Here is a 26,513-nt window from a genome sequence, read left to right on the forward strand (position 1 = left end):
GAGGCTGCGCTACTAATAGGGATTAGTCAAGGAGCATAACGAGAGTGAGAGGGGATGGTAACCCAGAAGAGGAGAACTCTTCTACGGATGGTGTTGCTCCCCTCTGAAGAAGAACGTTTTTTTCCTCATTCCCACTCCCTTTTTTTAATCAATGTTCCGCCCAAAAAGCTCAGTTCAAAAAAAGTCTGCCCTCCCGCTGCGCGTTGTGCTTACAGTCCCCAACGCTCTTCTAATTTCAACCTTACTATGTCTGACGGGATGGCTTTCTTTTCAAACAGGGCGGCAGACAATGAATGACGTAGTTGCACACCTATTGGGAGAAGCAACGAGCCGTATCTCTGACCGTCTTGACAACTACTTAACAGAAGGGGTTGGGAAAGGAGAAGGGACTTACAATCAAATTCCAACTGGTTCGGTAAACCAACTTTCCCCAAGTCAAACAGCCGGAGTCACAATCAAACAAAATGGGAAAAAAAATGGGTCAGACTCTCCAAAGACAATATTCCGTCAACAAAAAACAAATCCTGCTTTTCCCACCCCAACCTCAACATTCAACTTGAACGATTTCCTCATTAGCCCTAACTGTCAAGCCTTTATCTTAGACCGTTCGGGACGTTTAGTGGCTCGGAACGAGGTAACTGAACCAAAACCGTCTATTTCTGTTGAGGGACTGCAGCGAGAAAGCGCCCAAGCTCTGCAACAAAAAGTAATCCAGCTTTCAACAGAGTATTTGCTTAAACATTATGGCAGCCTCGCTGCTATTAACAGCAGCCAAAATCTTAACTTTACTGCCAGCAACTCACTATACTTGCTACAAGTCAGACCTTTTAAAAACCCGAAAGGCTTAAATTGGCTGATTGTGGCAGTTGTACCCGAAACCGACTTCACCCAAAAAGTTCAGGCCAACACCCGCAACACTATTTTGCTCGTGCTACTGGCTTTGGTTCTTTCTATCTGCCTTTTGCTGTCCATTTCCCTAAGAATAGAACAGCGGCTGCTGCGGTTAATTTCGGCAACAGAGGCGATAGCTGGTGGCGACTTCGACTCAACAGTTTCAGGTAGCGGTATTGCCGAACTCGAAGCCCTAGCCTGTGCTTTCGAGCGCATGAATTGCCAGTTAAAAGCATCTCGCCAGCGGTTAGAAGAATATTCTGGCGATTTAAAGCGGCAAGTTGCACAGAAAACAAAGGAACTAAAACAAGCTAAAATTGCCGCCGAAAGTGCCAATCGCGCTAAAAGTACCTTTCTGGCCAATATGAGCCACGAATTGAGAACGCCTCTGAATGCGATTATCGGCTTTGCCCACCTCCTTGTGAACTCTAAAAAAACTGCACCGGAACAGCAGTCGAGTTTAGATATTATCAATCGCAGTGGCGAGCATTTGTTGAAACTAATCAACGATATTTTGTCGCTGTCCAAAATTGAAGCAGGTCAAATCACCCTCGAAGAAACTGCTGTTGACTTGTACAGTTTGCTCTCGGACATAGAACGGATGTTCCAACTCAAAGCTCAGTCGTCGGGATTGCAACTTGTTTTTGAACTCCGGAAAGATGTACCGCAATACGTCCGAACTGATGAAAGCAAGCTGCGCCAAGTTTTGATTAATCTGTTGGGTAATGCTGTTAAATTTACTGAGGCCGGTAGGGTGAAGCTGACTGTAAAATGCCTTCAGTCTATGGCAAAAAAACCGTTACCCAAATTCTTTCTCCAATTCTCTGTGAAGGATACAGGCCCAGGCATTGCGCCTGATGAGGTTAGCCGTTTGTTTAAGCCGTTCGTGCAAGCTTCTGCTGGCAGAAAATCGCAAACGGGAACGGGTTTGGGATTGCCAATCAGTAACTCTTTTGTGAAGCTGATGGGTGGCGAGATTAAGGTCAAAAGTTCTGTGGGGAAAGGTACGGTTTTTAGTTTTTACATTAAAGTCAGTCATGCAACTAAGAGCGAAGTTTATGACAGATTGCCGCAAAAACGAGTGAAGGGGTTGGCACCTAACCAACAAATATATCGCATTCTGGTAGCGGATGATGAGTCGGCAAATCGGTTGCTGCTAACTCGGATATTGAAGTCGGCTGGCTTTCTTGTGTGGTTCGCGGATAACGGAACCCTGGCTGTTAAATTGTGGCGAAAGTACAAGCCGCATTTAATTTGGATGGATTTGAGGATGCCTGTTCTAGACGGCTTTCAAGCTGCTCAAAAAATTCGAGCACGGCCGAACGGTTCTAACACTAAGATTATTGCTTTGAGCGCTAATGCTTTTGTTAAAACCCAGGAACTCGCCATGTCGAACGGCTTCGATGACTTTGTTGCCAAACCGTTCCGAGAAACAGTAATTTTTGAGAAGATGGCGCTTCATTTGGGTGTTCGCTATATCTATGAAGAGGAGTCGTCTAGGAAGTCCGAACAGGATGAGCCTGCCCAGCAACTGACTTCTAAGTCGCTGTCTGTGTTGCCGAGGGAGTTGATTGAGAAGCTTTATAAAGCAGCCGCTTGTGGAGACGAGCAAGCGGTAAGGCTGTTGATTGAGCGAATTCCCCTGTCGCAGAAGTCTCTTGCTGCGGCTTTGACTAAATTAGTTGACAATATGAGCTTAGATATTATCAGCGATTTAACTCAACACTACCTTTGAACGAACCCCACCCAAATCCAAGATTATGAGTAGGGACTGCGCTGAACATCTCTAGTTCAATGATAACTGCGATAGTTCAATGATAACTGCGATAGTTCAATGATAACTGCGATCGCAGTTAGTTATCAGACGCGGTTCTCAAAGTTCTTTCAAGGATTAGTTTACAATAAGCCGCAGTCCACTAATATTGTTTAATCAACACGTTGAGTGAGCGTGCTTAAAAATAGATGAGCAAAATTATTGCGCTGTTCAACCAGTCAGGCGGTGTCTCCAAAACCAGTTTGACAATGAATTTAGGCTACCATTTGGCGAAGCGGAAGCAAAAAGTCTTGTTAGTAGATATGGACCCCCAAGCCTCGCTTACCGCCTTCATGGGCTTGGAGCCATCTGAGTTACAGGAGACTGTCTACGAGTCTATTATGAACGGTTCTGACGCGGCGCTCCGCAAAAACCTTCACAACATGGACTTGCTCCCTTCTAATATTAATTTGAGCGGAGCAGAGCTGGAACTGGTGGTGGCTGACATGAGAGATAGTCGGCTAAAAGAAGTCATTGACCCCCTTAGCTCAAACTATGACTTCATATTGATAGACTGCCCTCCTTCGCTAGGCATCCTATCCTATATCAGTCTAGTTGCATCCACTCACGTCTTAATTCCGATTCAGACTGAATATAAAGCTCTCAAAGGAACCGAATTGCTGTTGCAAACCATTGCTCGCGTCAGGAAACGCGCTAATCGGAAATTGCAGATTGCCGGAGTGATTCCGACGCTGTACGATCCCCGTACTGTACAAGCTTTTCAAAGTTTGCAATCAATTACTACTTCTCTGGAGAAGATTGCTGCGATTTACCCCGCCGTCCCTCGGACTGTCGCTTTCGCCGATGCGTCACAGCAACACGTACCTCTGGCCGCGTACAATCCAAAACATCCAGCCGTCGCTGTACTCGATACTATTGCACAAGGACTCTTAGCTCTGCGATGAATCAAAAGCGCGACAATCAGCCTTATCAAATCAAAGGGGTTGAGGCTCTATTAGGAACCAGCGACAGCGAAGATGCCGCATCCTCCCTAGTCTCCATAGACACAATTGTCTTGCCCCAGCAGCAGCCACGCCGCTATTTCGATCCGACAGCCATGCAAGAACTGGTGGAGTCAGTCAAGCAGCTAGGAATTCTGCAACCGCTCCTGGTACGCCCAATAGATGGCAACAAGTACGAATTGGTGGCTGGAGAACGGCGCTATCGAGCCGCTTCGTCGTTAGGTTTGACTGAGATTCCTGTTGTGATTCGGGAACTAACAGACACAGAGGCTCTGCAAATTGCACTGCTGGAGAACTTGCAGCGGGAAGATTTGAATGCGATTGAGGAAACCGAAGGGATTCTGCAATTGCTGGCAATGAAATTAAACTCTACCTCCTCGTCAGTTATTGCTTTGCTCGGAGCGGCCGCGCACCCAGAACGCGCTGGTGTGGATAACGTTATCCACAGCTCCGAGTGGGAAATAGTAAGCGATATATTTGCACTCGTCGGGAAGTACACTCCAGAGAGTTTCCGAACTAATCGCCTCCCCTTGCTGAACCTGCCAGATGATGTGATTGGAGCGCTGCGGAAAGGACGGATTGAGTATACCAAAGCCAGAGCGATCGCCCGAGTTAAGGATAGCTCAGAGCGATCCCAATTGTTAGAAGAGGCGATCGCTCTCGACCTCTCCCTGACCCAAATCAAACAGCGCATTGCCGATTTAAAAGCGAAAAGTACAGGGGAGGCGACTGCACCAAATCACTCACTTAAAAGTCGCGTAGATACAGCTTTGCAGCGAGTGAAAAAGTCTAAGGTTTGGGATGACCCCAAAAAGCAAAAGAAACTAGAGAAGCTGTTAGCTGAACTGGAAGCTTTGGTGGGTGAGGGATTGGAAAAATGAAGCTAATTTTAAAGTAAAACAACAGAAGCCTACACTGTGCCTTGCGGGTACAATGTAGGCTTCTGTTGTTTTAGGAAAACTCCAAAAACGCTCTAAATTCCTTGGGCTGAACACGCCTTTGAGGCGGTTTTTATGGGTTTAAAGCGAACGACCTCAAAAAAGAGCTTTTCGAGGCGTAAGGTTGCTGCAATCCGATCGGCTGCTGATGTCCGATCGCTACAATATGTCAAATGGGTTCTATAGCAGTCGTCATACTGCTATAGACAAGGTAGGGTTCATGAATGACCCCTACCAGACTTTGTGTTCTAACCGACGAAAGCGGTTGCTATATTTGTGAACTGCGAGTGCGGCGCAAGAAATAGGTTGAACAATTTATGCCTGATGAATTTCCCATCATTATTGTCACCCCTCAAGCTTACGAACTCTCCAAGACTGAGGCAATGGGAAGCAAGTATAAGTTTTGGTTTGAACACCCAGAACTCGGCCGCTGCCTGTACAAACAAGCAAGACTTGATTTAGGCGAAGATTGGGCAGAAAAAGTGGCCTCCGAATTGTGCGAATTACTGGGAATTCCTCATGCTAATTATGAACTGGCTGCCACGAGTGAGGGGAATCTCGGTGTAGTCTCTTCTTACTTTTTGCCTAACGGTGGCACCCTCGTTCACGGTAACGAACTTCTTACTCCCATCGTGCCAAATTACCCCACCTTTGCAACCTACAACCTGTCACAACATACAATTGATCTAGTGTTGAGAATTATCTCTGATGAATCTGTGAACTTACCATTGGTTGGACAGTACCCAGTGGCATCCAAAAAGCTGTAGAAGTGTTTGTCGGCTATCTTCTGTTAGATGCGTGGATTGGCAATGGCGATCGCCACCACGAAAACTGGGGTGTGGTCCGAAATAAGGCAGTGTCTACCACATCTGAAACAGCACACCTAGCGTCGGCTACATCTGAAACAGCACACCTAGCACCCACTTACGATCACGCTTCTAGCTTAGGCCGTGATCTCTCTGATGAACAAAGGCAAAAACGCCCAGTAGAAACTTATGCTAACAAATGTTTCTCAGCGTTTTATGGCAGCGTTGATGACAAAAAGCCCCTCAAAACTGTTGATGTATTTGACTGCGCTGCACGTCGCTATCCGAATGCAGCGCATATATGGCTTGAGCGACTTGAAAGTATCTCAAAGGCGAGTATAGTGGATATTTTTCATCGAATTCCTAACACTCGTATCTCACCGATTGCAGCCGAGTTTGCCCAAAAAATTATTGAATTCAATCAACACAGACTGCTTAACTTGAGGAAAACGCTACCGTGAAAACACACTCAACGCTTTTTTTGGCTTGGCAAGATCCAAACAGCCGTTCCTGGTTTCCCATTGGCAGGCTAACATTTGACGGAACCAACTACCAATTTACCTACACGCAAGGCGTTTTAGAAGCTCAACAGAAGTGCGGTTTTGAACCCTTGCCCTCGTTTCCGCGCTTAGGTGAAGTATATACATCAACCTACTTATTTCCCGTATTTGCTAATCGGTTGATGCCGAAAAATCGCCCCGATTACTCAAGTTTTTTTCACTGGCTAAATCTGACTCAACATGAAAGCGATCCAATTGCCATGTTAGCCCGCAGCGGTGGGCGGCGAGAAACAGATACTCTAACTGTTTTTCCCATTCCTGAGCCAGATTCAGAAGGGCGGTATCGCCTTCACTTTTTCTTGCACGGACTGCGGTATTTGCCACAGGGTGCAATTGAGCGAATTAACCGCTTAGAGACAGGAGAAAAGTTGTGGTTAGCTCACGAATTTCAAAATCATTATGATTCTAAAGCCTTGACTTTAAATACAGAAGACCACTACATTGTCGGGTATTGTCCGCGATATTTGAAGAGTGAGATTTTTGAACTTCTCTTGAGGAATCCTAGTTTTGTAGAAGTGCGTGTAGAGCGAGTAAATCAACCGCCAACACCGTTTCAGTTTCGCCTGCTGTGTAATATAACTACTCAATGCTATAATGACTTCCGCCCATTTTCAAGTCATGAATATCAGCCGCTCAGCAGCTCTTAGGTACTGGAAAACCCTTGCAACTTCGAGTTAGACTCCTCTTGGCAAAGTTGAGCCAAACATTCATCACCGCAAGTCGCTCAGGAGCCTTTTCGCAATCCGGCTTGCTCGATCGGCGCTTTCTTCCCCAATCCGGTCTCACCGGAGTGCTACTGATGTTGACTCCCGCTCCCACGATCCATTCGTAACAGGCTTGACCCTCAAAGAGGATAGCTCTTGGGTGCTGAAAAGTCCCTGCAAAGATCGGGATTTACTCAGTTGCAGTTCTTTGCCCCACAATGTCCGACCTCTTTGCTATTATATGAGGGCGTTGGTTGCTGACCCTGCTGCTGCTTGAGATGAGGGTAAAAGGAGAATCGGATAGCAATTTTGTAAACCAGTTTCGTAGGTGCTTGGGAATAAAGTGTACTCTATTCACCAGCAATCTGCTGTAACTTTAAGCTCGACACTGACCTCCAGAGATGATTAATTATTTTTTTTGAACATGAAATGATATTTTAAATCATTCTACTTGTATGAGAATAATTCATCCCCTTAACCAGTGAACAATCCGCAACCAGTTCTCATAAAAGAAGGAGCTAGTCCCCGTGAAAAATGAGTTAAAAGAAGACAGGAATGAACTGGCGAGGCTGGATTATAGCGACTGGCTAGCAAAAACTATTGACGAACTGAATCGAGAAACCGGAGCAGCACTATTTTGCTTAAAACAAGATATCCCTTCAGGAAGATTTAGGTTAATTATAGACATTCATTGTTTGGCTTTTCAACTCGCAAAAAATCAAGAATTAAGACCTCCATTAGAGCCAGGAGAAAAAGCCTATAAAGCGACAATAAACATGGTTGAAAAATGCCGTGAAACCTTCGGAGAAAAAATTCAAGAAATCAAAACAGCTTTATCAAATAGATTAATCGAGGCCATTAGGAAAGCCCACGCTTCGTTGCCCGATCGAGAAAGCTCTGAAGTGACCATTGATGAGTTAATCGAGTCAATGCTTGTACCCCTGGCATCAATGCCAAAGCAGCCCTCCTTGTTTGCTTGGCAATTCCCTTCGATGACTGGATTGAGTTCGCATGATTTGACCTTGGCTTCTGAAGTGGCGACTCCTACAATCAGGAGCCACAAAGTAACAATAGAAATAAATAGTGCAACTCGCTTCCGCGAATTTGTGGTGACTGGGCTGGAAAATTATGTTCAATTTTTGAAAACAAAACAGGACTTGGATTATCCTGATTATGTAATTCAAAATGTGAGAACGAGCATCGAGTCACTCAAAACTAATGGTTCTAATGAATTATGCCAACTTGAAAAGTTACTCAATCAAGAAACAATCGGTCGCCTGAAAAGAGAGGCGGAAGTAATTTACTTGGAATACTGGGCCAATATAATTGGTGAAGATTGCGCTCGCGTTAGAGACTCGAAGCAAAAAAGTAAGTTAATACATCAGTTTACCCTTCAAGGGGAAAAAGAGCCTCGCGAAATATCGCTCGACGAAGCCTCATTTTATTTGAGGGACTACAGCCGGCGTCTTAGATCACTGGAAAAATTCATCAACGACAAAAAGAAACCAGAGGCTTATTACGAAGTAACATACCAGGGCATACTTGTAGACATCCAAGAATTATTTTCTGGGCGGGATGCCTTCTCGGAGTTACCTCTTTTAGGTAAAATCGATGGCTGTATTGGAGAAACAGAAGACTCTCTTCAGAGTATTACCTCAATAACTTTTGGACTCAAATTCAAATTAAACGGGCGCGTCAGTAATCCGGTTCTTTTCAATTCTTCATTTTTGTATGGGATTGAGATGATTAAGCCGGATTCACAATTGCATAACTTTGACGATCTAACGCAAGAGGGGTGCAAGAAACAAATTGAGAAAATACTTAAGTTTTTCGTTCTTTATTACTTTGCATTTGCTTGTCCCAACCCTCTTGCGCCAAATTATTGTTACCAGGAAGTGCTCAATTTTGATGTAATCAAGCAATTTACCGAAGAAGTATTACCTCAGTTGAAAGAAGACTCTCTTAAGAGTGATGAGGCTAAGAAAAATTTAATGAGAAAGTTTGTTGGTCAAATGAGTGAATACTTAGTTGCTGACAAACTGGAAGCTACGGTCAAGGCTCTTAAGGAATACTTAAAAACGGAAAAACTGGGGTTTTCTGCCGAAAAAAATGTAAATATAGGGCTGTCACGAAAACTGCTCCTGTCAGACTTGAGCGAAATCAGCAATAGGACTAGATTCTTCGAGAATGAATTGTCGGAAGATCTGAAGAAATGCCTCAAGTATGTTTTCATCTCAGCACAGGGGGCAAATAAAGACGCCATCATCCAGTTTCCTGTAGCGCTGATATTTAAGACGGATAACTTCTACCGGACGGGTAAGCAGCGCGAGTTCGACATGAGCTATCAAATTTGCGATATTCAAATGCTGCCTGTATTCTATAATTTTGTAATTCAAAATACAAGCCAGCAATTCGAGCGGGATAAAAAGAACATCGATATGCTCGCACGATTAGGTGGGAAACGTAACTTGCCTCAAAATGCTGATGAAGCATCTGAATACATGAGTCGCCTTGTATTTCCTGGTTCGCTAATAGAATTTAAAGTGCGTGAAATTGCTTTAGAACAAGCTCCAGAAAAGGAGCGTTTCATATACGAACTTACTTGGCGAACATTGGGATTTATAATATTAGATATTCTGACAGTTCAAGTGCGAAAAAATAAAAAAATATTTATAGGTCAGTGGCTGCTGCACCAAACACCAGAAGATCAAACAACCCAGCAGGAAGAATTTATTCATCAAATGGTCGAGGAATGGAGTTACGTATTGAGCGACTCCTTGTTGATTAATTCTCAAGGAATAGTGTTACCCACGATTAACACTTATAAATTTACAAATGCTAAGCGTTCGCTCTACTCAATATTGCCACAGGAATTCAAATTTAAAAATAATAACAATAGCACCATAGAGCCATTGTTAATAATGATGGTTTCAAGCAACAAATGCGACGCCCGTTCCTCACGTTGGGGAGAAAACTACATTGCCAATTTGACGGGTGAAGTTGTGGCAGTGGAGCCTACAGAAACAGGTCTAAAAGTGAGGATGGTGAAAACTCTGGCGGGAAATTACAGAGGGGATGAACTGCATCGCTGTCCAGCAGTGCTGGGCGACACAATTAGCGATATGTATCTCAAGGGGTTTCGCCACGTTATATACATAGCTAACACTCCCTTTTCTGAACACCTGCGCGTGACTGACCAACAAAATGAATTGTTCTTCATGTCGCCGGAACTCATCAAATACCTCAAGATTGCTGATGACTTGGTAATATATCCGGTTCTGTACGACAGTTACAGCGCCTTGCGGATTGATGGGGTACCGAACGAAGAGACTTTGTACGTTCAGGACGTGCGCCAGTTGAGTAACGTATTTAATGACCCCAATCGTTCCCAGGTAGTATTTTTCAATTTGTTCACCGGAAAAGCTGTAGAGCGAGATCGTATTTTCTACAACACTGTGACAACTTATTCTACCTTGCTCAACGCCCACCCTGGCGACGTAATTGACGTGAATAAGGTAATGGACGGTCTCATCAAAGAGGGAGAACTAAAAAATAACCTCATGCTTGGGTTAACGCTCTTGCATTATTCAAAATACGAAAAAAGCCAAACTAAGGCAGAGAAATCGTTCCTCAAACTCGACCCCCTAAATGATATTATCGGCGACAAAGCAATTGGCAGGTCAGCAGCAAAAAGTCGGCACTGCATCTCTTCGGTGCAAATAAATTCTCTCGCATTTCTCACAGAAGTGTACAACGCATTGATAGTTCCAATTTCTGAAGATAATGCGATTAATAGCAACATTAATCTATCTCACTCCTCTCTCTTGCTTCTCGATGAAATTAAGAATTACTTAGTAGAGCGTGAAGTAAGCGCTCCCGATGAGCTGCCTCAACATTATGTTGACTGCTTGGTTGAGTCCTATTCCAATCCGATGCTTAAGGAGCGAGTTGAATCGATAATCGCTCCCCAGTGGTGGGTTATTAGCAACGGCGGTATTGTCCCGTTTTAAAGGATATGTAAGTTTTAGAGGATCTGTAAATGCAAATAAGAGAGGCACAAGGACATCTTTTCGAGCTAGCATTTAACGCGGGAATATTGACGGCGATTCATCAAACAGGGATGAAATATGCCCACATGGGTTTATTCATCGATGATTTGAAAAAACTCAATCATCGAGGAGTCGTCAATAGCCTCGTCCAAATGAAATTGAAAGAGGGATTTATTGACGCGGAGAGTCAGCGAATATGGACAACATGGGGCAAGTTGTTACTTCTGCGGGGTCATCTTGGCGGTTTGGGTTTATGGCACGAACTGATGGATGCGTTCGGGTACTCCTCTAATACAAGCAGATATTGGGAATTGCTGTACGTGCAGTGCTGTCTTTCGGATGCAACCAGCATGAGAACGCTGGAAAAAAACGAACATGACCGCTATTCTCAAATCCTTTCCCAGTTGGGCATTACCCCAGATAAGGTTTTCCCATACATAAATAAATACGCTACAACGGGGGAATTTTTAAAGGCGGACACATTAATGCTGATGTCGAAAGAGGGGGAGGGAGGCGGAAAAAAGGAATATCGCATCGTCTGCGTTGATTTGTCTGCATTCACCGTTGATAGCAATGACAGCAGCGAGTTGAACGAAGGGGAAAATCAGGGTGCAACTGATGAACGAGAACATTGCGATTTGTGGAATTTATCGAGTGCTTTATCAATCCTTGAGTCTCTCGGAGTGGAACTGCACCGCTTAATGTCCAAAAGTGTTTATCATCACTTAAAAATTGACACAAAGGAAGGAAGCAATCGAGAATTAATAATTGGGCGTGACATAAAGGATTACCTGACAGCTTTTTCTTATTACGACAAGGACTTTGTTAAGTTGGTGCAGGCGGCATCGTACTCCGCTAGTTTTGTCAAGTTTCTCGAATCAGAGAACAGGATACCAAAGGATGCAACTGTCCAAGTCACGGCGATCGGTTACACGACGCAGGGAATTAGCACTCTGAATGTCGGACGGGAAGATTTCGACATCCTTGATCGTTGCGCCGACGCATATAAGTCGATGAAGAGACAGGAAAAGTCTGACACAGAGAATTCAATCGATAGTTATAAGCGGACGCTTGTTAAGATGCTCAATTTAATCAAGCGAAGTGTCGCCGATAGTTTATTGTACGCACCTGGTGGAATGGGAGTCAGCGTTGGAAACAGTGCAGCAGGAGAATATGAACTCAAGAGCGATCGCCAGGAACAGAAAGTAAAAGAATTTGTTGACTCGCTGTGCGATATGAATACCACTGCGGACAGAACCGTGTCTTTCACTGAAATAATTAGTAATTTTCACAATCCATCGGATTCTCTGGATGATTCGATTACTTCAAAATACAACCTCCCTCAGAAAATTACGCTAAGGAATGCTCATGCCCAAATAATAAAGGAACAACTGTCATCCGCCTGTCGCTATCTGTTCCTGACCGGAAATCCAGGTATTGGGAAAACAATGACAGTGGTGGATTTTCTTCGCGATCGCGTTAACGAGGGCTTCCTGCTGTTCTACGTCAGTCCGCGACTATCGGTTAACGAAGACACAATCAATAAATTTAGAACTGAATCGGGGCGCTTGTTTGCTGATGACCTGTACTGCCTTTATACCAGCCACGCTATTATTGCCACCAACAACGGCTTGCCAACAGTCAAATATTATTCTAATGCCGATACTAATACTTCTAATTGGTCAGGGGTAACTTTTATTGGCGTTGGAGATGAGGGAAAGCATCTCACAAGAGCGAGACAGGAAATAAGTCGTCTTTCAGGAAATTCGCTTGGCTACGATAAAAAATCAGGAACGGGAGTGATTAGGAGCCTGTGCGATGCTGGTCACGCTCTCATCAATAAGGGCGTGAGTAAAATTGTGATTACCTGCTCTACTCAGTCCCTCCGTAAAGTGAATAAATACGGAGACTCCTTAGATAACTTTCATAGACTATTCCGTTCGGTTACAAATCAGGGTGAAGTGATTTCAGAGGAAATGATTAAATTATCTTCACGCCTGAGAAACATCATTGTTATGGTTGACGAAGTGACGGGCGATAGCGCTGGGGTTGAGTGGTTTCACGCCATGCAGAAATGGCTGGATAAAAAGCTTGAACTCTTCGATAAATCGCATGGTTTTAATACTAAACTGATTGTTGCTGACGCTTCCCTAATAGGTGTTGAAGTTGTTAAGCCGCACCTCGGTACAAGGGAAGCGGAGCCGGCTAAGATTTACTGTTCTCCTGTTGAGAATGAGCGAGAGCCACTAGAGCTTAGTTTTCAGTCGTTTACTGATGAGTCAGCACGGCGAGGAATTATTGATTCCACCATTATTAACGCCAACTCATATCCAGCAAGACTTATTGAACTCACTTACAAAGTTTTCTTCGAGACTTGTAAAATTAATGAGGATGGCTCCCTTAAAAATAAACTGGGTCAGTCAGCGCGGGACGATTCCCTAGTAACCGAAATAATCCACCACGTCTCTGAGCAAAATTCAGACCAATTACTGGTTTACATTCAGGACAAGCAACGTCTGATACAATTAATAGATTTGGTCAAAAAGAGGCGGCCTCGATTCGATAAAAATAAGGCTTATCTGGAAATACATTCCCTTTCAGATCCAGACAAGGAAAGCCGCCTTGAATGTAAAGACCAGGTTAGAGTAGTATTTATGACATCATCAGCTTCTCGCGGCATTTCCTTTCCTCATGCAAAACACATAATCGTCGAGCTACCTAGGTTTCAGATAGAAAACAACCTGATGGAAATTATTCAGACCATCTATCGAGGTCGGGGCGATTTGGCCGAGGGAAAAAATAATGATCGCGAACCTAAGAAAGTGACGGTGTACATTGTTGAAAAAGTATTCACCAATGTACCCAGCAAGCAACAAAGTCAGATCACTCGCGTCGCAAATTTGATAGGTTCCTTGCTCGTCTTGCGAACAGCGATAATGACGAGAATTACGGGTGCAGGATATCTCTGCGGACGCAACACAGCAATGATTCCCATTGGCGGAAAAGGGATGTATTCGGGGGGCGAGACGTTTAGTACCCGTATCAAGTCTCTCATGCAGCGGCTGCGGAGCCATCAACGTCTACATCCAGAAGATCGAGATGTTAAACTTGCTCTCGAACATTTGCCTTGTTTTTTTGAATCGGCGAAATTCTTTATACAGAAGTCTACTTGCTCACCCAATTCTGCTGTTTCCTACGAACAGACAAGGAAGAAAATCAGCTTACCGTCTCTATTGGAGTTAGGCGTTGATTTCTTATTTGACCAATGCTCTTGCATGGCTGACTTGTTGGAGATCGAACTCAGCCCGCAGGTTTTTTATGTGGATGGTTCACTGTTGCTCGTCCCAATGAATAATAACACGGTGACATCTCTTTACAGGTTCGACCCTTATTCCCAAGTCAGTAAATACGCGACGCCAGAATTCATAAATGCTTTGGAAAATATCTGGCGCAAAAATTACCCACAAGATATAAAAAATGAAATTTACTTCGCTCTTGATTTCATCCAAAAGCTCAAGCAAAATGAGGAGATTACGCAGCAACTTAGCGACTCTAGCAATTTCAGCGACCAGTATTTCGCTGTTCCCCTACATTTCTTGGTTGCAGATGAAACTCTCCGGCGCTCATTTACAGAAGAGAGTGAAAACTCGCCTGTGAGTCACAGGTTTCGTATGTTACTGGAGCGTTATGTCAAGGCTTTGTACCCCGCTACTGATTTTCTCCCCATCGGCAATGGCTTCGTTGATTTTCCTTGGGTGATTTTTAAAAGTTACGACTTGGCGCAGATTCGTCGGGGTTTGTTCAGAGCAAACTACTTTCTTAACTCTCGCTCCCTGAATCTACTCAATCTTATTTTGTTCAGGGGGTGACAAGCGCCTTCTGAATTTTAGTCTAACTGCTTTGCTGCATTACCTGCAACCGTCGCTCGTTGACTTGCCCCGCATCCCTTCTATCAGCTTGCCTGCTAATAACGCAGTTATGCACTGCTGTAACTGGTAAAGGTTCAGCCAGTCGCACCCAACTAATCTTAGAGTGTCAGACGAAAGTTAACAGTTTCGATGAGTTTCCCCATAGTCTTGTATTCGATTACCATCCGAACATACAAATCTCAACTTAGCGTACCAAACCAGCCAGCAGCCCCGACGCTTCCCGCTGCAAGCTCTGCCGATTATCATCGTAGCAATTAAGGACGTTCGAGCTGGTATGGCGGCTCAACTTCTGCGCCATTCGCGTATTGCCGTTGCTTGCATCTAACAGCGTCGTAATTGCAGCGTGGCGTATTCTGTGCGGGCTGATTCTTTTAGGAATTCCCGCAGCGGAGCAAGTTGAGAAAACAAGCTTGTAAATAGCATACCCGCTCAACCTCAACCCGTATTCCCGCTTTGTCAAAGCGATAAATAAAGGCTCTTGGGGCATTGCAGCTCCCCGCACGCTCAGCCAATCAGAAATCGCATCTGCCGTCGCGTTGTGCAAGTCAATTAGCTGCGCTTGAGTTCCCCTACCTTTGCCGTAAATATTCAAAGTTCGGGCTAGCGGGTCAAAGTCGCCTATATTGGCTCCGCCGATTTCCCCCCGGCGCAACGCATTGTCCCACAGCAGCCGGAGAACTGCATAGTCGCGCTTTCCCTGGGGCGTACTCCGGTCAGGAATGGACAATACCGACTGCATCGCCGCCACATTCTCTGAAGCAACTCGGCCAAACCCTGTAGTATCCCGGTAAGGAACCACCTTCTCTCCTTCAACATCTACCAAACTCCACTCGCACTCGCCCACCTTGCGAGCAAAATTCACCAAACTTTTGATCGCCGCCAGTCGCCGATTAATCGTCGCTTCCTTGAGTCCCTTGTCGATTAGTTTGGCTTTATATTTGAGAACCACCGCGACAGCGGCGAAACGGTTCAGCCGTAGGAACTCGCGCACCAATGCCGGGTGAGGTGAGAGCCCCGTCATTGTCGCAAAGAAATCGTACAAGTCTTTCTCATAAGCACGCCTAGTGTTGACAGAGCGCTTGGCAGCTAACAGCTCTGCCACTAGGTCGCGCGTCGAAGTTATTTCTCCAAAGGAATTAGCAGCGTGTTCTAAGTCCATAGCCGGTCTGATAATTTGGCTTTCCAGACCAGATTACCTGAATCTGGGGTGCAAAAAGATGGATAATTTACCAGTCCGTTCGGCGAGCGTACTAATGATGAGCGGCGGGCTCCAAAACCTTGCAGGCGCAGCGGCGATCGCTGCAATTGAGTGAACGAGCATAAATTTTGATGGTCAAACAATTAAAGCTGCCTCTTGGGGAAGTTCTGCCGCTAGCGCCGCCCCCTGTCTCTCAAGAGGGCAACAGCACCTTTTCAACCTTTACAGACAACATCAAGTTGCCCGTTCACCGCTGGTGCGAGATGAGCGTGCGGGTTTCTCGGCCTCTTGGGTCGAAACCGTTATTGCTAGAGCCTTGGAACGGGGGAGTGCGACTGTCTTCGATCCATTTGCCGGTGCGGGGACGACGCTGCTTGCTGCTGAGAAAATGGGGGTTGAATGCTTGGGAGTAGAAGCTCATCCCTTCGTTGCTAGGATTGCTTCAGCCAAGTTGTTATATCGAACTGACCCCGCTCTTTATTTAGAGCATATAAGAAAGGTCAAAATACGTGCCGAAAATTTGTCGGGCTGTGTAGATAATTATCCGGCTTTGATTCGTTCTTGTTTAAGCGATCGCTCCCTTGAAGGCTTAAATCGATTGTGGCAGGCTTGGAAACAATTAGCTGACGATTCTCCTCAATCCGAGTTGGTATGGCTGACAATTATAGCCATTCTCTGCCATGTTTCCTGCGTTGGAACTGCCCCTTGGCAGTACATCTTACCAAACCAAACCAAAAAATCTGTATTGTCGCCGATGTTAGCTTTTGAGCTAATGGTTCAAACCCAGGTTCAAGACATGAGAATTGCAGGAAAAACAGCAGCTAATACTGCTAAGAGCGTTCGCTCTGATGCTCGGACTTGTCTTGGCGTACCGGATGATTTTGCTGATTTAATCATTACCTCGCCGCCCTATGCTAATAACTATGACTATGCCGATGCTACGCTCTTAGAGATGTGCTTTGCAGGAGAAATTAGTGGAAAAACCGGAAGCATAACGTCCCTCTGTGCGAATGCTGTTTGTGGGTTAGGGGATGATCGAGATTTGACAATAGCTTGTATCAACAGTTCTTAGTTTCGGGCAGAAATTAACAGCGATAGAGCAGGAAATTATTACTGGAAAATGTTAAAATAATAGCGTTATGGTAAACTGTAGTAACGAGCGAATTGGGACAAGTATATGGGAGAGCTTTCGATCGTGAAGTTAGTGGAAAAACACATTATCTCTCGCCACCACTGGAACGCAAATGCTTTGGGGATACAGGGCGTGGTAGTACGGAAAGTTCGGGTTACTCCTTACAAAACGGTTCGATAAAGCAAGTGAGATATTTGTCTATCAAACCTGTAACTATTATTGGCATGAAGAGGCTAGGCTATGGAGTTATCTACTACCACCACCACGATAGATGGCGAGCGCATTCAAGAGTACGCCAAGAAGCTACGCCAAGGGAATTTTTTAGAAACTTTGGCCTTGAATGTAGCAATGGGGATTCATACCGAAATTACTAAAAGGGATGAAACATTAGAAGGCTTTAGTCCTAAGTGTGTTGATGAACTCGAAAAATTTCTCAAAGAGCAGATAGTTGATGATGCTTTCTACTTGACAAAAGCAGAGGAGATATTAAATCATCTGACCCTCTGGCTTCAGGCAGGTAGAACCGAGGAAAATTTATGGAAAAACGTGGCACTTGATTCAGCTTTAATTTTTCTAGAGCCACTCGATTTATCCAATCGGACACTAGATGAGTTAACCGCTATGCTGGGGCTGGCTTCAAAAACAGTTCCCGCAACCGAACCCCAGGTATTTATCAGCACCACAATCACTCAAATACTCACCTCAGCCCCTCCTAGAACGGCTTGCAAGTCCTTATTACGAATTTGGGATTGGCAAGAAGATGCCCATAAAAATGTGTTTTTTCGAGATAATTACAACACGGGTTTTGTTAAGTTAGCCTTAAAGGATAAAGACCCAGTTACTAAAGAATATTTTTACTTTACAGGCAAGGCCGCCTGGGGAATTATTGAGGAATTTGGCAATTTGGGGAAAGATACTGCCAAACTCCACTGTTTACTATCTGCCTATGTTTTTCAACAAGCTGTGCCTTGGAGAACTGAAATTAAGCTAGCTGGAACTGGGAAAAATGGTGGCACTAACCTCATAGACTTAATGGGTTGGGGTGAGCGTAAAGATATGACCACTTCCCAGAAGTTACTCAGGATAGAGCAATGCCTGAAGCTTCTGAGAAGGCTGGACGCTACCATTAAATGGAATATCGGGAAGCTAGGATGCGATATGAATTCCCTCATTTGGGACGTTGCTGTGGAGCGCTACGGGCAGCGTAACATTTTCACAAATGAAATTGATGAACCAACAGAAATAGTAGCCTTCATTCGGGCGGGTAGATGGACTGAGTTTTTCTTTAATAAACCTGGCAAGAATGCCAAGCCTCCAGTGGCCTTATATGAGTTTGGTTGGATTTCAGAATCGACGCTAAAAATGAACCCCTATCATGATGAGCTAGCATTTTTAATTGCCATCAATATAACAACAGAAAGCGCCATTCATACAAATGGAAAATACACGGTTAAGACCGTCCTAGAGATGGTTATGCCGAAAAATCAAATTGAATTAATGCGGTCTGTTAAGTACAAAGCTCAAGATATAAAGGAGCGGTGGGGTAAAGCTTTAATGCGATTGATTGAGTTAGATTGGCAGATTATATATGACTCTGAAACCTACCCAGAATGGTTGCGTCCTGGAAGTACAACAGGTAAACCCAAAGATTGCAAAAAAAGAATTATTGATTTACTGCTAGAAGCTGGCGTCACCATCAAGCCTCCCGGTAAAATTCCTGCCTTGATAGCTGCTAAAAAATCAGCATCTTTGCCCCGGAAACGGAAATCAGCATCTGCTGCCCCGTTAGAGTGGGAACCGATACAGAAGGCTTGTGAAGCAAAGGGTTGGACGAAGCAAAGAGCCATCGCCGAAAAGCTGGGCATATCTCAGCAGCTAGTCTCACAGCTTCAGCGCGGCAAGCCAATTAGCCCCAAAACCGCCGCCCACCTCAGAAAAATCTTGCCTAAAGTGCTACCGGAACTGTCAATCTAGCTTCCCATCCCTTTAACTCGAACTCCAGCCCCAAGCGTAGTAAGGCTGGAGTTTTGCGTAGTAAGGCAAAAATGACCTCAAAATCACCTTCAAACTATTATCTGGCAAGGCTTACGACTTTACTACGGACACACCCGGATCTAGCTACCAAAACACCCGGATCTAGCTACCAAAACACCCGGATCTAGCTACCTCTCAAATTTGAAACCGTTTTACAGCAAGCGTTTCAGAACTTTACTACGCCTGGATTATCTTAATTAATTAATTATCTTTGATCGGCGTGCAAGCAGCGATTTTCAGAACATGAGACAAAGGGATGTTCCCCACTCAAGGAATAGCCCGGTGAAGATTTATCGAGATAGCACAGGCATTGACCTTCAAAATCAGTCCTCACAGAGACTCATAGTCCACTTAACCCCATCTGACCCGTTCATGAGGCGCTCTGGCGGTAGCCAGATTCGGGTGCAACTTGGAGTGCCTTTCGCATTGCTACTAGGCCAGAAGGTCAACACAGCCAACATGGGGGTGCGTTATGGTCTTGTCTAAGTCCACCCTCACTGAATGGCAAGAAAGCGGCGTAGACTCCGCCATCTTCGCCCTCAACGTGCAAACTCTTAGTGGCGACGCCCCCTACGCCTACCTCCTCTACGAAATTAACGCCGCCTCCGGCAGAGTCCACCCCGACGCACAATGGCGGTGGGCCAGAAAACACTACAGCCACATCGAACACGGTGGTTGGTGGTGTTCGGGCCTTGACCCCCTCAACAACTGGCAGCCCATGTATTGGGGCTGCTTCAAACCCTATCAGCCCCGCAACAGCTTCGACCCAAACGGTAAAACCAAGCCCGTTAAATACGAACACCCCCCCAAAACCCCCACCAGAGCCTTCTTCCTGCAAGTCCCAGACCACATCTGGGCAAAAGTTGCAGAACGCCACGGCGTCCCCATCAACCCAGAAAACCCAGAGGACTTAGAGATGGGGAGTACAGGAACGGGGGAGACGGATCTCCCTTTTGCCCCTGTGCTCCTCCGCAACCCCACGAACCCCCCTCAATTCTGGGAATGGGTTTGGCTCAACAACATCCCCGTCATCATCGTCGAAGGCGTAAAAAAAGCCGCCTGCCTGCTCACAATGGGCTACGCGGCCATTGCCCTCCCCGGCGTTACAATGGGTGTCAGAACCAAAAACGCGCTAGGGGAGAAGTGCAACCCCTATCTCATCCCCGAACTCCAACACTTCGCCACCCCAGGGCGGGAAATCTACATCGGCTTCGATCGCGACAGCAAGCACTCTACCGTCCTCAACGTCAACCGCGAGATTGACAAACTCGGCCGCCTGTTCACGACCGCCAAATGCTCCGTCAGCGTCATCACTCTGCCAGGACCGGAGAAAGGCATCGACGATTTCGTGGTAGCCAGAGGCGAGGATGCGCTCATTGCCCTCCAAAACGCAGCACGAGGCTTCCAATTTTGGCAGGATAGGGAATCATGGCTTTTAACCTATCCCGCGTCTTTAACGCTAAATTCTCGCTATCTGGGAGAACTCCCCTATCCAGAGGCCGGCTTAGCCTGCATCAAATCCCCCAAAGGCACCGGCAAAACCCGCTCCCTCGCCCACCTGGTTTCCCACGCCCTCAACACGGGCGAACGCCGCGTGCTAGTCATCACCCACAGGATTCAGCTCGGCCGCGCCATCTGCGCCGGGTTGGGAATCAACTACATCGACGAAACCAAGAACTCGCCGGAAGGCAAATTATTCGGGTACGGCTTGTGTGTAGACAGCCTCCACCCCCACTCAATGGCCCGTTTCAACCCCGAAAACTGGTCTGGGGCGATCGTCCTCATTGATGAGTGCGAACAAGTCATCTGGCACGCCTTGAACTCCAGCACCTGCCGCGAAAACCGCGTCGCCATCTTGCAAACCCTGCAAGAACTCATTCGCACCGTCTTAACCACCGGCGGCTTAATCGTTGCCCAGGATGCTGATTTATCTGATTGCGCGATCGACTACTTGAAGGCGCTTGCTGGCATCCCTCTCGAACCTTGGATTGCCGTCAACGAATGGAAACCTAAAAAAGAGCGGGACGCGATCTTCTACGCCACTCAAAGTCCCGCACCACTATTCGCTCAAATGGAGCAAATTCTGTCGCGAGAAGTCACCGGCTGCGACCTTGAAAGTCGCGCCCTCTGCTGCCCGCTCGATCGAAACAGGCCCCACATTATGGTTGTTGAAGACTCCCAAAAAGTCAAAGGAAAATGGTCGTGTCGCAACCTAGAAACACAACTGCAAAAACGATTTCCCAACAAGCGCATTCTCAGGATTGATAGCGAGTCAGTAGCCGACCCCAACCACCCTGCTTGTGGCTGCGTTGAGAAACTTAATGCCACCATTCAAAACTACGACATCATCATCGCTAGCCCCACCATTGGCACAGGAGTTAGCATCGACATTCGCGGTTATTTTACAGCCGTATTCGGCATTTTCAAAGGAGCAATTGCCGTCAACGATGCCTTGCAAGGTCTCGCTCGCGTCAGGGATGAAAATGTTCCAGTCTTTGTTTGGACAGCGCCCTTTGGCATTGGCAAAATTGGCAACGGCAGCGCTTCTTACCGAGCTCTCCTCGCTTCCCAGCAGAAGGTTATCAAAACCAATATTCGCTTGCTGCAAGGAGTTGACTTCGACATCGACGCGGCCCACGACCCGGTTCACCTGAGAACTTGGGCAAAAATGGCTGCTAGAATTAATGCCGGAATGTGGCATTACAGGGAGGCGATTAGGTACAGCCTAAAAGCTGAAGGGTTTCAGGTAAAACTGTGCCGAGAAAATCAGCTAGAACAACTCCTTTTAGAGGGATTAGCGCAGCAAATAGCAGCCAGCGCGGTCAAAAACTGGAAGCTCTTGCAGCAGCTTGTCCGGGAGGTTGATGCTCGGTTAAATGAATTAACTCTCCGAAATGTCGGAGCTGCTCTGGTTAAGGAAGAGGCTGAGTCAATTCAGCAAGAGAACCGCAGGGTAGAAGCGGATGCTGTTGCTGGTGCTCCTGATATTACTCTGTCTGAGTATCTGAAGTTGAAGGACAAGCGCTCCAAGACAAACGGCGAACTCAATCAAGAGCGCAAGTACCAACTGCAAGAGACTTATGGTGTGTCGGTGACGCCCGAGCTGAAATTGAAGGACGACGACGGCTGGCTGCCTCAAATTCGCCTGCATTACTATTTGACCCATGACCCAGAGTTTGTCAGGAAACGAGATAAAAATCACTTGGCAGGCCATCAAGAAAGGGGTCAAGGGAAGGTTTGCCCGCAAGATTTGCGCTTCCTGAAAGCTTCTGTGGAAGCTCTCAAAAAGTTGGGGCTGATGGAATTCTTTGACTCAGACAGGGAGTATCGAGGGACTGACCCGGAGGTGATAGCCTTTGCTCAAAGGGTTAAGCAGTATTCTGCGGACGTGAAAGATTTTCTGGGTATCAACGTCCACCCTAATGCCCACCCAATGGAGGTGGTTCAGTACGTTTTGAAGGGGAAGCTGGGCTTTACCCTGCGACTGGTTCGCCAAGAAAGGTCGGAGGAACGAGATGCTTTGGGCAAGTCCAAGCGCATTCGAGTTTACCAGTTCCATTTCCCCAACGACGGCAGGTCGGCGATTTTTGCAGCTTGGCAGCAGCGGGATGAGAAGGCTATCTCTTTGGCAGAAACCGTGGCTCCATGTTTGGAAGGGGTTCCTGGCGGCACAGGGTCGGATAAAGATATGAAGATATCGGGGGGTGTGCCACCAATTGATGAAGCTGCGAACGCAGGACACTCATTGAAGGTGGGCGCGCTTGTGCGGTTTGTTGGTGAGGTTCAAAAATATGTGGTTAAAGCTGTCTCAGGCGCTCGAGTGATGGTGGAATCGTTGCTTTCGGGTGCGATCGTCCACACTTGCGATCGCCGTTTGGAGCTGGCGGATTGAGGGGCAAGGTGAGAACGCTGCCAAAAAGTGCGATTCGTTTAGTCCCAGCGCGACCTGTAAAGGATTGTCTGTTCCGCAGAGCCTACTCTGCTAAGGACTTCACAGCCTTTACCCTCATGTAAAAGACTCATCTGAGTCCGGCCGCGTCTCAGTACAGTATTAGACGCTCGCGGCGCCGGCTCGCCGAAAAAATACTTTTCAAACGCGATCTCGACGGGAATTCGCGGATGGAACGATCGCGCTCACCTATGCGTGCGGTCTCAGACTATATTGCCTCGAAAGACCGCAATACCCCTATCGCAGGAGTTCTGTGGGGGGCGCAGTTGGCGCTCTTCAAAGCAAGTAATGCTGCGAGCGATCGCCAATAAACATATCTCAAGCCAATAAATAATAACTCCGACAGGTATCCGGTAAAAACTTGAAAGATTCCAATCCCTCACAAGTTAAATTAGAGATTTGTTTGATAGAGGATAGCGTCTTTCCAAACGCTTCATCTCTGTTGGCATATCTGTCAGTTGTCGCGCGCTCAGCAATCGATGCTACCTAGCCTCCCATCATATCTTTGAAGTGCGTGAATATCAGACGATTGTGCTTGCATCCGCTTGCAATTAATGCAGGCTCTAATATTAGAGATTTTCATTGAGTGATTTAAAGAAATGTCGCTCTGCAATTTCTCTAGCGAGAAATTGATCTGAAAATTTATCAAAACAAATCAGGTGCAATAGATGCACAGTTAAAAACTCATGTCAATCCCAAAAGGAAAGCGAGATTTGATTTCAATTTTGCCACTAAAACATTTGAAGGATATGCCGCCTGCAATTGAATTGCCTGCCAACTTTGCCAAAATTCATCCCCCGCGCTTTAACTGTGGCGAAATGGTGCGCTGGACGGGTGTTAGCGAAGAAGCTGACAGAGGAATGGTTATCGGCAAATTTTACAACTACGAACAATGTCAATGCTGTTGGATGTGGTGTTATATCATTTGCCTTACTCCTGATTCCAAAAGTGCAACGTGGTGTCAGTTTGATACTGCCTGGGAGGAAGATTTGGAGAAGTTTGAGGATGATAAAAAAGCAGCAGAATCTGACCGATAGAGAACGCAATTTGATTGCAGTTTACAGTCAATGCCAACTGCGAATGACACCGAGGCAGTTTTATGCAAAGTGGGGAGTGAGTTATGAGGAAATCGCTTTTATTTGTTCTCGTTCTGATTCTACAGTGCGGCGTTGGTTTAAAACGGGTAAAAATCGCAGATTTCCTACTGCTGTCGATTTGCGTCATTTGGCTTTAATGGATTTTTTGCTGGAGCATTTTGAGGAAATTCCAGAGACATTGGTGGCTTTCCTGTGTCCGCCTTGCGAAGAGAATAGCCTGGATTAATAGTGGCGCGTATAACGGAAAGACTGTTTAGGGCAACGACTGTATACGTTGTCGCAATCATATACTGCTGACTTGTTCTAACAGTTTTGTTGGCTGCTATACATCAAGCTTTTTCAGCATCAAAAAATAATTGGAGCTTGTCTTAGCACAAACCTTGTCAAATATCAATGTCACCGTGACCTGTCTTTGACAAGATTATTCAATTACTGTCTTGGCAAGCAATGAAACAAGAGCACAATCTGTTACTTTTAATGCTGAGGTACTAAAATGACCTACTCTGAAAAATTGCACCCGTGGTGTATCATTAGCCTGCTTCCTAATTGTCAGCGTGTTATTGTGGCACGATTTCGTAAGAGAAACGATGCAGACGATCATCTACGGGTTTTGAAGCGGTTAGTTAAAACGCGCACATTTGTGATTATTTTTGACATCCAACCAAAGCCTACTGTGCCTAAAGAATAATGGCGAATGCAGCGAAGGTTTAAAATCGAGTTAATCGAGATACCTGCGTTAGTTGAATAACCGAGTTTCCAGCGATTTCTCCCAGCGACAGTACCTACTGATAGCTGGGAGAATTTTTTATCAATTGAATGCTCTTAACTAAATAAATTGTTAGCATCCGAGTTTTTAAATTGTACTAACTACAAGTTTTTATCATAGTCTTGATTGACGCTTTAGAGCTATCGCATTTGTACGGATAATTACAATTGTATGAGTAAATATACTCTGATTAATAGCTGTGCAATCGTAGATATGGCTAATAGTAGTATAGCTTGCGATCGCAACAGAGCCTCCCTCTAACAACAGCTAATTTATTTCCTGCAATTGGTGGCTCAAGAATCCTTTGTTAAGGACACCTGCAAATTTAAAGCTACCCCCTAGCGGGAGAAGTTAAGTGATAACTAACTTCTTGGCATTATGAACGCTAACAACTCTCTTATAAACCCCCACCACACTTTTCCTGAATCAGCAAGCCAGGAATCCCCTCAAATAAAAGAAGTAGCTGCCGTAATTTTTCCTTTCCTCATTCCCGCACCTTCTCAACAATATCCCTTCACGTTAAATGATATCGTTAAAACTGGCAACCAATACGGTACTGTTACTTCTCTCAACAAAAATGAAAAACCTGTGACAATTACTTGGGACGCAATTTCCGGTCAAGATTCATTTTCTTGGACTTATAACCTCGACGAAATCCGCGTCCTCAAAATCTCTCTCGTTCCTAAGTTTATCCCTAAAAAGACTGCTGGAGAACTTCCAGCTTGCACAACTATCGTACTCGCTAATTCCGAACAAATACAATTTAGTAACGCAACTCGTTTCAAAGTAGAATCGCTGAGTGAACACCACATTCTTATCTCTACTCTCGACCAATCTTATCTCTTTCCCATCAACTTGTTTCCCGGCTACCTGACAAGTTGTACTATAGATATTCCTGCACCCCAGCAATTAAAAGACACCCGCTGTTTGTCTGTCAATGAACTCAGAATCAGAGCTAAGACGCATTTAGCTCTTGAAGTGCCCGATAATTTCTTAGAATTCGCTATGCCGCTCCAAAAACAGCAGTTGAAAGAAAAACTAGCTCGACAATTGAGCGAAGAAAATTACGAACTTCTTGACTTTGACGTAGCTTGGGAAGAAGCCTGGAAGCAGCAGTTAGAAAACCTAGCCAAGAAACAAGGATTCTACGGATTTAGAGAGGGAGATTGCATTTTACAGCACCGAGAAGGAGTTCAACGAATGGGGACAGTCCAACGCTTGAACGTTGAAGAGCCACGTCCATTTCACATCCATTGGAACAGCGGAGAACTCCTAAGTTACAGCTTGACAGAACTCAAAGGTTTAGGTATTGCCCGCATCGAACCTATTGTTAAATTATCGCCCAATGTGGCTTATCAAATTAGCGAAGACGGCTCCTACTTTACAGCTTGGATTGGGTTCCGTACTAAAGCGTTAGCTAAGGCGTGGCTAATACCTGTCAAAAAGCTAGTCGGCCACCTGAGCAACTTAATTGATTGCCAAATTTCCGAACTTCAACATACAGGTTATAAATACGAGTACGCTGTAGAATGTCCCAGACATAAAACATTAAACAAGCGTTTAGAAGCTCTCGCCAAAGTTGCTGAACTTGATTTAGAAAGGACGCCATTTACGAGATGAGTGGGAAGTAGCAAGCACTTCGTAGGGTGTGGACGGTGCTTCTTTGGTGGAACAAAAAACAGAAA

The 26,513-nt window shown here is 45.6% G+C and carries 15 protein-coding genes; 14 read left to right on the forward strand and 1 reads right to left on the reverse strand.

Annotation, left to right across the window (positions count from 1 at the left end; all coding sequences use genetic code 11):
* Nucleotides 1-289: 289 nt before the first annotated feature.
* From QUA34_RS03785 to QUA34_RS03820, 8 genes are all read left to right on the forward strand, one after another.
* Entirely contained in the window at nucleotides 290-2,626 is a 2,337-nt protein-coding gene (locus QUA34_RS03785; protein WP_333384151.1) for an ATP-binding protein, read from the forward strand.
* A 227-nt stretch (nucleotides 2,627-2,853) separates the two neighbouring features.
* Nucleotides 2,854-3,609 carry a ParA family protein gene (locus tag QUA34_RS03790; protein ID WP_333048754.1) on the forward strand — a complete coding sequence of 252 codons (756 nt, stop codon included), beginning with the start codon at nucleotides 2,854-2,856 and terminating at the stop codon, nucleotides 3,607-3,609.
* Entirely contained in the window at nucleotides 3,606-4,547 is a 942-nt protein-coding gene (locus QUA34_RS03795) for a ParB/RepB/Spo0J family partition protein (RefSeq protein WP_333322481.1), read from the forward strand. Before QUA34_RS03790 ends, QUA34_RS03795 begins: the two co-directional genes overlap by 4 nt.
* A 374-nt stretch (nucleotides 4,548-4,921) precedes the next feature.
* Nucleotides 4,922-5,371, forward strand: a complete 450-nt coding sequence (locus QUA34_RS03800) for a hypothetical protein (RefSeq protein ID WP_333322483.1) — start codon at nucleotides 4,922-4,924, stop codon at nucleotides 5,369-5,371.
* Nucleotides 5,372-5,373: 2 nt separating this feature from the next.
* The gene (locus tag QUA34_RS03805; protein ID WP_333322485.1) at nucleotides 5,374-5,871 is read left to right on the forward strand and encodes a hypothetical protein; all 498 of its coding nucleotides are present in this window, start codon (nucleotides 5,374-5,376) and stop codon (nucleotides 5,869-5,871) included.
* Nucleotides 5,868-6,617, forward strand: coding sequence for an HIRAN domain-containing protein (locus QUA34_RS03810; protein WP_190663952.1), 750 nt, complete (start codon nucleotides 5,868-5,870; stop codon nucleotides 6,615-6,617). Before QUA34_RS03805 ends, QUA34_RS03810 begins: the two co-directional genes overlap by 4 nt.
* A gap of 584 nt (nucleotides 6,618-7,201) precedes the next feature.
* A complete protein-coding gene (locus tag QUA34_RS03815) occupies nucleotides 7,202-10,684 on the forward strand; it encodes a hypothetical protein (RefSeq protein ID WP_333322488.1) in 3,483 nt (1,160 codons plus the stop codon).
* A gap of 29 nt (nucleotides 10,685-10,713) precedes the next feature.
* Nucleotides 10,714-14,592 (forward strand): hypothetical protein, encoded by a 3,879-nt coding sequence (locus QUA34_RS03820; protein ID WP_333322490.1) that lies wholly within the window; start codon nucleotides 10,714-10,716, stop codon nucleotides 14,590-14,592.
* Between the two features lie 244 nt (nucleotides 14,593-14,836).
* Here the strand turns inward: QUA34_RS03820 and QUA34_RS03825 are convergent, their stop codons facing one another.
* The gene (locus QUA34_RS03825) at nucleotides 14,837-15,811 is read right to left on the reverse strand and encodes a tyrosine-type recombinase/integrase (RefSeq protein ID WP_333322492.1); all 975 of its coding nucleotides are present in this window, start codon (nucleotides 15,809-15,811) and stop codon (nucleotides 14,837-14,839) included.
* Nucleotides 15,812-16,106: 295 nt separating this feature from the next.
* On the opposite strand from QUA34_RS03825, the gene QUA34_RS03830 reads away from it, so the two are divergent.
* From QUA34_RS03830 to QUA34_RS03855, 6 genes are all read left to right on the forward strand, one after another.
* Nucleotides 16,107-16,922, forward strand: coding sequence for a DNA methyltransferase (locus QUA34_RS03830; protein ID WP_333322494.1), 816 nt, complete (start codon nucleotides 16,107-16,109; stop codon nucleotides 16,920-16,922).
* A 300-nt stretch (nucleotides 16,923-17,222) separates the two neighbouring features.
* Nucleotides 17,223-18,956: a helix-turn-helix transcriptional regulator gene (locus tag QUA34_RS03835; protein ID WP_333322496.1), complete on the forward strand. Its 1,734-nt coding sequence runs from the start codon at nucleotides 17,223-17,225 to the stop codon at nucleotides 18,954-18,956.
* A 532-nt stretch (nucleotides 18,957-19,488) separates the two neighbouring features.
* Nucleotides 19,489-22,908, forward strand: coding sequence for a plasmid replication protein, CyRepA1 family (locus tag QUA34_RS03840; RefSeq protein WP_333384157.1), 3,420 nt, complete (start codon nucleotides 19,489-19,491; stop codon nucleotides 22,906-22,908).
* A 743-nt stretch (nucleotides 22,909-23,651) separates the two neighbouring features.
* Nucleotides 23,652-24,002 (forward strand): hypothetical protein, encoded by a 351-nt coding sequence (locus QUA34_RS03845; RefSeq protein WP_333147495.1) that lies wholly within the window; start codon nucleotides 23,652-23,654, stop codon nucleotides 24,000-24,002.
* Entirely contained in the window at nucleotides 23,971-24,288 is a 318-nt protein-coding gene (locus tag QUA34_RS03850) for a helix-turn-helix domain-containing protein (protein WP_333316113.1), read from the forward strand. Before QUA34_RS03845 ends, QUA34_RS03850 begins: the two co-directional genes overlap by 32 nt.
* 918 nt (nucleotides 24,289-25,206) lie before the next feature.
* A complete protein-coding gene (locus QUA34_RS03855) occupies nucleotides 25,207-26,448 on the forward strand; it encodes a hypothetical protein (RefSeq protein WP_333322501.1) in 1,242 nt (413 codons plus the stop codon).
* Nucleotides 26,449-26,513: the final 65 nt, after the last annotated feature.

Origin of the sequence: Microcoleus sp. POL10_C6 (assembly GCF_036701585.1) — a bacterium.
Taxonomy (GTDB): Bacteria; Cyanobacteriota; Cyanobacteriia; order Cyanobacteriales; family Microcoleaceae; genus Microcoleus.

What these genes read in the sequence shown, in the direction of transcription:
- QUA34_RS03845 (WP_333147495.1), top strand. Translation starts at nt 23,652, where the DNA reads ATGTCAATCCCAAAAGGAAAGCGAGATTTGATTTCAATTTTGCCACTA.
- QUA34_RS03825 (WP_333322492.1), bottom strand. Translation starts at nt 15,811, where the DNA reads ATGGACTTAGAACACGCTGCTAATTCCTTTGGAGAAATAACTTCGACG.
- QUA34_RS03820 (WP_333322490.1), top strand. Translation starts at nt 10,714, where the DNA reads ATGCAAATAAGAGAGGCACAAGGACATCTTTTCGAGCTAGCATTTAAC.
- QUA34_RS03840 (WP_333384157.1), top strand. Translation starts at nt 19,489, where the DNA reads ATGGTCTTGTCTAAGTCCACCCTCACTGAATGGCAAGAAAGCGGCGTA.
- QUA34_RS03855 (WP_333322501.1), top strand. Translation starts at nt 25,207, where the DNA reads ATGAACGCTAACAACTCTCTTATAAACCCCCACCACACTTTTCCTGAA.
- QUA34_RS03785 (WP_333384151.1), top strand. Translation starts at nt 290, where the DNA reads ATGAATGACGTAGTTGCACACCTATTGGGAGAAGCAACGAGCCGTATC.
- QUA34_RS03790 (WP_333048754.1), top strand. Translation starts at nt 2,854, where the DNA reads ATGAGCAAAATTATTGCGCTGTTCAACCAGTCAGGCGGTGTCTCCAAA.
- QUA34_RS03850 (WP_333316113.1), top strand. Translation starts at nt 23,971, where the DNA reads ATGATAAAAAAGCAGCAGAATCTGACCGATAGAGAACGCAATTTGATT.
- QUA34_RS03800 (WP_333322483.1), top strand. Translation starts at nt 4,922, where the DNA reads ATGCCTGATGAATTTCCCATCATTATTGTCACCCCTCAAGCTTACGAA.
- QUA34_RS03835 (WP_333322496.1), top strand. Translation starts at nt 17,223, where the DNA reads ATGGAGTTATCTACTACCACCACCACGATAGATGGCGAGCGCATTCAA.
- QUA34_RS03795 (WP_333322481.1), top strand. Translation starts at nt 3,606, where the DNA reads ATGAATCAAAAGCGCGACAATCAGCCTTATCAAATCAAAGGGGTTGAG.